This window comes from Streptomyces sp. P17 (genome assembly GCF_032436805.1).
GTDB lineage: Bacteria > Actinomycetota > Actinomycetes > Streptomycetales > Streptomycetaceae > Streptomyces.
The window spans coordinates 1-9,185 of sequence record NZ_JAVRBF010000122.1; the positions used below are offsets into that span (position 1 = coordinate 1).

At 69.0% G+C, this 9,185-nt stretch carries 12 protein-coding genes; 5 read left to right on the forward strand and 7 right to left on the reverse strand.

The features are described 5' to 3' along the window. Positions 1–203, forward strand: a 203-nt coding sequence (locus RMT89_RS39100; RefSeq protein ID WP_315888517.1) for a hypothetical protein, incomplete at its 5' end; no start/stop codon positions are given. A 177-nt stretch (positions 204–380) separates the two neighbouring features. On the opposite strand, the gene RMT89_RS39105 is transcribed toward RMT89_RS39100, so the two are convergent. Further along, positions 381–1,031 (reverse strand): DNA-3-methyladenine glycosylase, encoded by a 651-nt coding sequence (locus RMT89_RS39105; protein ID WP_315888518.1) that lies wholly within the window; start codon positions 1,029–1,031, stop codon positions 381–383. A 138-nt stretch (positions 1,032–1,169) separates the two neighbouring features. Here RMT89_RS39105 and RMT89_RS39110 point away from each other — a divergent pair, with 138 nt between their 5' ends. From RMT89_RS39110 to RMT89_RS39120, 3 genes are all read left to right on the forward strand, one after another. Next, positions 1,170–1,952, forward strand: a complete 783-nt coding sequence (locus RMT89_RS39110; protein ID WP_315888519.1) for a sporulation protein — start codon at positions 1,170–1,172, stop codon at positions 1,950–1,952. Between the two features lie 208 nt (positions 1,953–2,160). Then, on the forward strand, positions 2,161–2,700 hold the full coding sequence (locus tag RMT89_RS39115; RefSeq protein ID WP_315888520.1) for a YbhB/YbcL family Raf kinase inhibitor-like protein: 540 nt from the start codon (positions 2,161–2,163) through the stop codon (positions 2,698–2,700). Positions 2,701–2,846: 146 nt separating this feature from the next. Further along, the gene (locus RMT89_RS39120; RefSeq protein ID WP_315888521.1) at positions 2,847–3,353 is read left to right on the forward strand and encodes an HNH endonuclease; all 507 of its coding nucleotides are present in this window, start codon (positions 2,847–2,849) and stop codon (positions 3,351–3,353) included. Between the two features lie 65 nt (positions 3,354–3,418). Here the strand turns inward: RMT89_RS39120 and RMT89_RS39125 are convergent, their stop codons facing one another. From RMT89_RS39125 to RMT89_RS39135, 3 genes are all read right to left on the reverse strand, one after another. Further along, positions 3,419–4,363 (reverse strand): SPFH domain-containing protein, encoded by a 945-nt coding sequence (locus tag RMT89_RS39125; RefSeq protein ID WP_315888522.1) that lies wholly within the window; start codon positions 4,361–4,363, stop codon positions 3,419–3,421. 155 nt (positions 4,364–4,518) lie between these two features. After that, positions 4,519–4,950, reverse strand: a complete 432-nt coding sequence (locus tag RMT89_RS39130; RefSeq protein ID WP_315888523.1) for an NfeD family protein — start codon at positions 4,948–4,950, stop codon at positions 4,519–4,521. A 54-nt stretch (positions 4,951–5,004) separates the two neighbouring features. Then, positions 5,005–5,796, reverse strand: a complete 792-nt coding sequence (locus tag RMT89_RS39135; protein ID WP_315888524.1) for an ABC transporter ATP-binding protein — start codon at positions 5,794–5,796, stop codon at positions 5,005–5,007. Positions 5,797–5,934: 138 nt separating this feature from the next. Here RMT89_RS39135 and RMT89_RS39140 point away from each other — a divergent pair, with 138 nt between their 5' ends. Then, on the forward strand, positions 5,935–6,723 hold the full coding sequence (locus tag RMT89_RS39140; protein ID WP_315888525.1) for a hypothetical protein: 789 nt from the start codon (positions 5,935–5,937) through the stop codon (positions 6,721–6,723). Between the two features lie 102 nt (positions 6,724–6,825). On the opposite strand, the gene chpE is transcribed toward RMT89_RS39140, so the two are convergent. The 3 genes from chpE to RMT89_RS39155 all read right to left on the reverse strand — a co-directional run bounded on the left by chpE (position 6,826) and on the right by RMT89_RS39155 (position 9,041). Then, positions 6,826–7,074 (reverse strand): chaplin ChpE, encoded by a 249-nt coding sequence (chpE, locus tag RMT89_RS39145; RefSeq protein ID WP_315888526.1) that lies wholly within the window; start codon positions 7,072–7,074, stop codon positions 6,826–6,828. A gap of 154 nt (positions 7,075–7,228) precedes the next feature. Further along, positions 7,229–7,870, reverse strand: coding sequence for a response regulator transcription factor (locus tag RMT89_RS39150; protein WP_315888527.1), 642 nt, complete (start codon positions 7,868–7,870; stop codon positions 7,229–7,231). Next, on the reverse strand, positions 7,863–9,041 hold the full coding sequence (locus tag RMT89_RS39155; RefSeq protein WP_315888528.1) for a GAF domain-containing sensor histidine kinase: 1,179 nt from the start codon (positions 9,039–9,041) through the stop codon (positions 7,863–7,865). Before RMT89_RS39155 ends, RMT89_RS39150 begins: the two co-directional genes overlap by 8 nt. Positions 9,042–9,185 lie beyond the last annotated feature (144 nt).

Here is a 9,185-nt window from a genome sequence, read left to right on the forward strand (position 1 = left end):
TATCAACATATCTGGCGTTGACTTTTGGCACGCTGTTGAGTTCTCAAGGAACGGTCGCTTCCTTTGTACTCACCCTCGCGGGCTTTCCTCCGGGCTTCCCTTCGGTCTTGCGTTTCCGACTCTATCAGATCCTTTCGGATCCGATTCCCGGTCGGCGGGATTTGTCTTTCGGCCTCGCGGCCTTTCGACATTCACTACGTTAGCCGATTCCCTGCCCGGCGCATAATCGAGCCTCGGGCTTCCAAATTCCGACATGCAGGCACGCCGAATTCGTTCCCGCTGAGGGAAGTCGTAGCTAGTGGTTTGGCCGCTCCGGCTGCTGGCGATTGCCGTACCCGGTTCAGCGGCTCGGGCTACGTTACGCGCCTCCCCTGGGCGAGTCAACTTCGGCGGCGCCGCGGGGCATGGGCTCGATAAGGGCTCACCGTGGGGTCGTTGGCGATCCAGTAGCGCCAGGGGTGGATGTCGCCATTGCCCCCATCTCCGGACACACCGGTACGTGGGCCGTTCCGTACCTGGTCAGAGGGGATCGGGGTGCCCGTCAGGATCCTCAGCGGTGTCTCGCCGGTGGCGCAGGCGTCCGTACCGTCCAGGGCTCGGTCCACTCCCAGGGCGGTGGCCAGGCGGGCCGGGCCTTTGGCCAGTTCCTTGTCATGTCGGGCCGAGAGTCGACGTTTGCGAGCGAGCTCCGCGCCCTCGACGATCTCGCCGGCGCGCAGCAGGACCGCGCTCGCGGTGCCGTCGGGGCCGCACACCAGGTTCATGCAGTGCCACATGCCATAGGTGAAGTAGACGTACACGTGTCCGGGGGGACCGAACATCACGTCGTTGCGGGCCGTGCGGCCGCGATAGGCGTGGGAGCCGGGGTCATTAGGGCCGCCGTAGGCCTCCACCTCTGTGAGGCGCAGGGCGATCGGACCGTCCGGGGTGGAGCGTACGAGGATGCGGCCCAGGAGGTCGGGGGCTACTTCGAGGACGGGGCGGTCGAAGAAGTTCCTGGGGAGCGGCGTACGGTCGGGGGTCGCGATCATGCCGTCCGAGGGTAGTGCAGACGGGTGGCGTTCACGGGGTGGCCAGGGGCCCTTCCGCTTGCAAGGGTGAGGGCGCGGAACCGGCCACGGCCGTATCGCGTTTGCAGGGATCAAGGATGCAGTCGTAGAGGGAGAGTCATGGGGTTCAAGAAGCTGCTCGCGAGTCTGGGGGCCGGTGGGGCTTCGGTCGAGACGGTGCTGACCGAGGTCAATGTCGTTCCGGGCGGCGTGGTCCAGGGCGAGGTGCGGATCCAGGGCGGCTCCGTCAGCCAGCAGATCGAGGCGCTCTCGGTCGGGCTGCAGGCGAAGGTCGAGGTCGAGAGCGGCGAGGAGGAGTACAAGCAGGACATCGAGTTCACCAAGGTGCGGCTCGGTGGCGCCTTCGAGCTCCAGGCCAATGCCGTGCACGCGGTGCCGTTCGGTCTTGAGATCCCGTGGGAGACGCCGATCACCACGATCGACGGGCAGACGCTGCGTGGGATGCACATCGGCGTGACCACCGAGCTGGAGATCGCGCGTGCCGTGGACTCCGGTGACCTGGACCCGATCAACGTTCACCCGCTGCCGGCGCAGAAGGCGATCCTGGACGCGTTCATCCAGCTGGGCTTCCGCTTCCAGAACGCGGACATGGAGCGCGGTCACATCCGCGGTACGCGCCAGAAGCTGCCGTTCTACCAGGAGATCGAATTCCTGCCGCCGCAGCAGTACCGGGGCATCAACCAGGTCGAGCTGAGCTTCGTCGCGGACCAGAACGCGATGGACGTCGTTCTGGAGATGGACAAGAAGCCGGGTCTGTTCAGCGAGGGCAGCGACACCTACCGGTCCTTCCAGGTGGGTCTGAACGACTTCCAGGGCACTGACTGGACGGCGTACCTCAACCAGTGGCTGTCCGAGGTCGGCAGCAAGCGCAACTGGTTCTAGGCCCGTACTTCGCAGGTCGCCGAAAAGGTTCTCCGCATCGGCCTCACGGCGTCCGATCTCGACCGGGCCGGACCGAGACGGCCATCGCTGCTGCGGTTCCGACCGGCGAGCGATCAGCTACGACCGCTTGGTCTTCACGATCGGGTGACCTGCGAAGTACGGGTCTAGGCTCGGAACCCACTGAACGATCCGATCAGGAGGTACCGAGGTGACCGAGCTCAAGAGGCGGCCGCTCCCCCACGACTTCCATCCGCCCGTGCCGTCGTTCACGGTCACGAGTGAGGACGTCTCTCACGGCGCGACCCTCAAGGACGCTCAGGTCTACGCGGCCGGCAACACCTCGCCGCAGCTGCGGTGGGAGGGCTTCCCGTCCGAGACCAGGAGTTTCGCCGTGACCTGCTACGACCCGGACGCCCCTACGGGCAGCGGGTTCTGGCACTGGGTCGTGTTCGACATTCCGGCCTCGGGGACCGAACTGCCCGCGGGTGCGGGCAGCGGCAAGTTCGAGGGGCTGCCCGAGGGTGCGGTGCAGGCGCGTAACGACTACGGGTCGAAGGACTTCGGCGGTGCCGCGCCGCCGGCTGGGGACGGGCCGCACCGCTATGTGTTCACGGTCTACGCCGTGGACCAGGAGAAGCTCGGTCCGGACGCCGACGCCTCGCCGGCCGTCGTCGGTTTCAATCTGCGGTTCCACACGCTGGCGCGCGCTCAGCTCATCGGTGAGTACGAAGTGCCCGCCGAAGCCTGACGTTCACTGAACGTTTGCCCGTCCCTGGTCTTGGAAGTGATCAGGGGCGGGCATTTTTTATTTCGTTGTCCATCTCGGCGTGCCCGGCCAGAGTTGATCCCAGCCCGCCAGGGGGTGGGCCGCTGCACATAGGAGGTGGGCTGGTCATGCGGGACACGCTGGTACTGAACGCGAGCTTCGAGCCGCTGTCGACGGTGACGTTGAACCGAGCCGTCGTTCTGGTGCTTCAGGACAAGGCCGTCGTAGAGCAGTCCCACCCCGAACTGCGCATGCGCGGAGCCGCGGTCGACATACCGGCCCCCCGGGTGATCCGGTTGTGCAGGTACGTACGGGTGCCGTTCCGAAGACGAGCGCCGTGGTCGAGGCGGGGTGTGCTGGTCAGGGACCGGCACAGGTGCGCGTACTGCGGTCGTCGGGCGACGACCGTGGACCATGTGGTGCCGCGGTCGCAGGGTGGTCAGGACACCTGGCTGAACACGGTGGCCTCGTGCGCGGAGGACAACCACCGTAAGGCGAACCGGACTCCGGAGGAGGCGGGGATGCCGCTGCTGCGGCAGCCGTTCGAGCCGACTCCGGCTGATGCCATGTTGCTGTCGCTGGGCCACGAGGACTTTGCGGCGCTGCCTGACTGGTTGGCTCGGGACGCCGCGTAAGCGTGAACGAGTCGGGGTCCGCCTTCTTGAGACGGCGGACCCCATTGTCGTACGGCAGACCCGCGTCAGTCGATGCTCGGCTTCTCTCGGCGTTCCGTGCCGCTGTTGCCTGAGCCGCCGCCTGAACCGCCGCCCATGGCGCCGAAGTTGCCCATCGCGCCGGAGAGGCCCTTGAGGGCGTCGCCGATTTCGCTGGGGACGATCCAGAGCTTGTTGGCGTCGCCCTCGGCGATCTTGGGGAGCATCTGGAGGTACTGGTAGCTCAGGAGCTTCTGGTCGGGGTCGCCGGCGTGGATCGCCTCGAAGACCGTGCGGACGGCCTGGGCCTCGCCCTCGGCGCGCAGGGCCGCCGCCTTGGCCTCACCCTCGGCGCGCAGGATCTGGGACTGCTTCTCGCCCTCGGCGGTGAGGATGGCGGCCTGGCGCGTACCTTCGGCGGTGAGGATCGCGGCGCGCTTGTCGCGATCGGCGCGCATCTGCTTCTCCATCGAGTCCTGGATGGAGGTGGGGGGTTCGATCGCCTTCAACTCCACGCGGTTGACGCGGATGCCCCATTTGCCCGTCGCCTCGTCGAGGACGCCGCGCAGGGCCGCGTTGATCTCCTCGCGGGAGGTCAGGGTGCGCTCCAGGTCCATGCCGCCGATGATGTTGCGGAGGGTGGTCACCGTCAGCTGCTCGATCGCCTGGATGTAGCTGGCGACCTCGTAGGTGGCGGCTCGGGCGTCGGTCACCTGGTAGTAGATGACGGTGTCGATGTTCACCACGAGGTTGTCCTGGGTGATCACCGGCTGGGGCGGGAAGGGCACGACCTGTTCCCGCAGGTCGATGCGGTTGCGGATGGTGTCTATGAACGGGACGACGATGTTGAGGCCCGCGTTGAGCGTCCGCGTGTACCGGCCGAAGCGCTCGACGATGGCGGCGCTGGCCTGTGGGATGACTTGGATCGTCTTGATCAGGGCGATGAAGACCAACACCACCAGAATGATCAAGACGATGATGACCGGTTCCATCGTCGGCTCCCCGTACCCTTCTCCGCCTCGGCGCTGTCTCGGATCCTGCGGATCCTAACTGGTGCAGATCTTATGCTTGTTGAAGATCTTGCTGGTCGAGTCTGACAGACCGTCGTGTGCCCCGTGGGCTGTTCCCCCAGTTACGTCGTGCGAGGTCACATGACGATCGCCGTGGCCCCCTCGATGTCCACGACGTCCACCGCCTGGCCGACTTCGTAGGCCTGGCCGCCGTCCAGGGAGCGGGCCGACCAGATCTCCCCGGCGAGTTTGATCCGGCCGCCGGATGCGTCCACGCGCTCCAGTACGACCGCCTGCTTGCCCTTCAACGCCTCGACCCCCGAGACGAGTTGGGGCCGCTGGACGCGATGCCGGGCGGCGAGGGGGCGTACGGCGAGGGTCAACGCGACCGAGACGGCGGCGAACACGAGGACCTGGACGACGACTCCGCCGCCGAGTCCGGCCACGGCCGCGGCCGCCACGGCGCCGAGGGCGAGCATGCCGAGTTCAAGCATCGCGGTCATCACGAGCGGGATGCCGAGCGCGGCCGCGCCGATGAGCCACCACACCCATGCGTCGATGTCGTTCACATGGTCATGGTAGGTCCGCACAACCTGCCACGGACAGGGCGCAGTTCAGGTGGATCAGGACAGCGGGAGGCCCTGGGCGGTCCAGCGGTCGCCGACCTGCTCGACGACGAGCGGGAGGCCGAAGCACAGGGAGAGGTTGCGGGAGGTGAGTTCGAGCTCCAGCGGGCCTGCGGCGAGGACCTTGCCCTGGCGGATCATCAGGACGTGGGTGAAGCCGGGGGCGATCTCCTCGACGTGGTGGGTAACCATGATCATCGAGGGGGCGATCGGGTCGCGGGCGAGGCGGCCGAGACGGCGTACGAGGTCCTCGCGGCCGCCGAGGTCCAGGCCGGCGGCCGGCTCGTCGAGGAGCAGCAGCTCGGGGTCGGTCATCAGGGCGCGGGCGATGAGGGTGCGCTTGCGCTCGCCCTCGGAGAGGGTGCCGAACTTGCGGTCGAGGTACTCGCTCATGCCGAGGCGGTCGAGGAAGGCGCGGGCGCGCTGCTCGTCGACCTCGTCGTAGTCCTCGTGCCAGGTCGCGGTCATGCCGTACGCGGCGGTGAGCACGGTCTCCAGTACGGTCTGGCGCTTGGGGAGCTTGTCGGCCATGGCGATGCCGGCCATGCCGATGCGGGGGCGCAGATCGAAGACGTCGACCTTGCCGAGGGTGTCACCGAGGATGGTGGCGGCGCCCTTGCTCGGGAAGAGGTAGCTGGAGGCGACGTTGAGGAGGGTGGTCTTGCCGGCGCCGTTGGGGCCGAGGATCACCCAGCGCTCGCCCTCCTTGACCGACCAGGAGACCTGGTCCACCAGAGCCCGGCCCTCACGGACCACGGATACGTCCTGAAGCTCCAGAACATCGCTCATGAGCGCGTTGTCTCCCCTTGCAGTGTGACCGGTCTCGGCGTCTCGGTGGTCGCGTGCGCCTGCGGGCGCAGCCCTCAAGGAAATCTACGCCACCGGTCGTGCGCTTCATTCCAGCGGTCCGGTCCTTAGGGTGGAGGCATGCTTTCGGAACCGCGTTCAGGACGCCTTGCCGCTTGGGGAAATGCCCTCTTGGCCGGACTTGTGTCTCCGGATGACTGTGTGCTCGCGGTCGTCGGGGACGACGCCGTGCACCGAGTGGAAGGACTGCCGGGCGAGTCCGGACCGGTCGGGCTGACGTTGGCGCTCGGGCGGTTGCGGGCGCTCGGGGTGAGCGGGCTGCGGATCGCACTGCCGGCGCCGGGGCATCCGCTGGGGCTCAGTGGTCCGGCGGAGTTCAACGCGCGGGCGTTGGAGGCCGAGGAGGCCGTGGTCTGTCACGGGGCCGCGCTCGGGCTCGTGCCCGAGGTGTACGAGGCCGGGCCGGACGGTGATGTGCATGTCGAGGTGGTGTGGCATGTGCTGCCGGTGCGGGAGGCGGCGCCTGCGGATGTGCCCTCGCTCGGTGAGGCGGAGCGGGAGCTCGCGGAGGCCCTTCGGGATGCGACCGAGGTGTTGTCCCGGCTGGACGTGGCCGGGTCGGGGCCGGTGGCCGAGGCGGTGATCGACGCGTACCGGGCTCGGGCCGAGCGGGGGCGGGAGGTGTTGGCGCCGGGGTATCCGCCGCGGGCGGTGCGGGTGCTGGAGCTGGCGCAGCGGGTGGGGATGCTGGTGTCGCTGGCCTCCGAGAACGGGCACGGCGCCGCGGTGACGTCCGGGGAGATGGCGGCTCGGGCCGCCGCACTGCGGCCGGTGGAGCGGACGGCTCGGCGGGCGCAGGTCGCCGCGTACAACGCGTATGTGGAGGAGCGGGAGCGGGGGGCCCGGTGAACGTCGGTCCGCGGTGAGCCCATCGGCGCTCACCCGCACCAGAAGGACCCCCGAGTCTTCTTCCTCGACTCGGGGGTCCTTCGTCGGCTGTATGGCCGGAAGTCAGTGGTTGACGCCCAGGTTGCCGAAGGCCGGGTTCAGCACGCCGATGACGTTCACGCTGTTGCCGACCGCGTTGACCGGGATGTGCACCGGGGCCTGGACGACATTGCCCGAGCCGACCCCCGGGGAGCCCACGGCCTTGCCGTCGGCCAGCGAGCCGCCGTCGGTGGCGGAGGCCATCCCGGCCCCGGCGGCGATCAGACCGCCGGCCACCATCGTCACGGCCGCTGCCTTCTTCAGGTTCTTCACTTCTGACCCCTCCTAGCGATTGCCGCGGCAGTCGCCGCAGCACGCATGGAGAACGGCGGAGATCGCCGAAGGATGCGCCATCCGGGGGATATTCCCACGACGGTATGAATCTCAGTCCGGAGCGGAACCCTCCGAATTGCCGAGCGCTCCGGCCTTATCCGGCCGCACCGTGCCGTACCGCCCACAGCGCCGCCTGCGTACGGTCCGCCAGGTCGAGCTTCATCAGGATGTTCGACACATGCGTCTTCACCGTCTTCTCGGAGAGGACCAGCGCGCGGGCGATCTCCCGGTTGGAGCGGCCGTCCGCTATCAGGCCGAGCACCTCGCGCTCCCGTTCGGTCAGCGAGCCGCCCCTGCCCTGTCCTGAGCCCGAGTCCTCCTGGGACAGCAGGGCCCCGGCGACCTCGGGCTGGAGCAGGATGTGCCCGGCGTGGACGGAGCGGATCGCGCCGGCCAGGGCGTCGGGGTCGACGTCCTTGTAGACGTAACCGGCGGCACCGGCGCGCAGGGCCGGGACCACGGTGCGCTGTTCGGTGAAGCTGGTGACGATCAGCACGCGCGCGGGGTTGGCCAGCTCGCGGAGCTTGCGCAGGGCGTCGACGCCGTCCATGACCGGCATCTTGACGTCCATCAGGACCACGTCGGGCCGCAGCTCCTCGGCGCGGGCGACTCCCTCGGCCCCGTCGGCCGCCTCGCCCACGACCTCGATGTCGTCCTGTACTTCGAGGAAGGTGCGCAGGCCCCGGCGGACGACTTGGTGGTCGTCGACGAGCAGCACCTTGATGGGGTCAGCCACCGGGGACCTCCAGCTCGATCGTGGTGCCCTTGCCGGGCGCCGATTCCACGCTCAGTGTGCCGCCGACGCCGCTCGCCCGGTCCCGCATGGAGACCAGGCCCAGATGGCGCCCCGCACGGCGGACGGTCTTGGGGTCGAAGCCGCCGCCGTTGTCCATGACCCGCAGCACGGCTCCGGTGCCGCAGCGGTCCAGGGTCACGTCGACGGTGTCCGCGCCCGAGTGGCGCAGGGCGTTGTGCAGGGCCTCCTGGGCTACGCGCAACAGCGCCTCCTCCTGGGCCGCGGGCAGCGCCCGCACCCCGCGGCCTTCGAAGGTCACGCGCGCGCTGTGGGCGCGGTCGAGGACCTGGACGTGGGTGCGCAGGGTGGCGAGCAGGCCGTCCTCGTCGAGGGCGGCGGGGCGCAGCTCGACGACGGCGGCGCGCAGTTCGTCCGCGGCCTCCGCGGCCAGCGCGGCCACCTGCTGGAGCTCGCCCTTGGCACGGGACGGGTCGCGGTCCACGAGCGCGGCGGCGGCCTGTGCGGTCAGGCGCAGGGAGAACAGCTTCTGGCTGACCGCGTCGTGCAGTTCATGGGCCAGGCGGGAGCGCTCCTCGGCGATGGTCAGCTCGCGGCTGCGCTCGTAGAGGCGGGCATTGGTCAGCGCGATGGCCGCGTGCTGGGCCAGGATCCCGAGGAGTTCCTCGTCCTCGGCGGTGAAGCCGCAGACACCCTCCGGCTTGGGGCTCGGGGGGTGTGGGGGGTGTCCCCCCACAGAACGCAGCTTGTTCGCGAGAAAAAGCGCGCCGATGATCTCGTCGCCGTCGCGGATCGGCAGGCCCAGGAAGTCGGACATGTCCGGGTGGGCGGACGGCCAGCCCTCGAAGCGGGGGTCCTTGCGGACGTCGGCCAGGCGCTCGGGCCTGGCCTCGTGCAGCATCGCGGCCAGGATGCCGTGCTGGCGCGGGAGCGGGCCGATGGCCTTCCACTGCTCGTCGCTGACGCCGTCGACCACGAACTGGGCGAAGCCGCCGTGGTCGTCCGGGACGCCGAGGGCGGCGTACTGCGCGTCGAGCAGTTCGCGGGCCGAGGCGACGATCGTCTTGAGGACGTCGCGCACCTCCAGATGCCTGCTCATGGCCAGCAGCGCGGAGCTCACCGCGGCGAGGCCGGACCCGGGACCTTGATTCATGCCCTCACGGTACCGGCGGGGTGTGACAGTGCGGATCGGACCTGTGACCGCCGCCGCCTGGGCCGGTGGGCCTAGGGGGTGTTTTGAAAGTCCCGCACAGCACCCACGGCGCCCGGCACGCACCCTCGCCGCACCGGCCAAAGA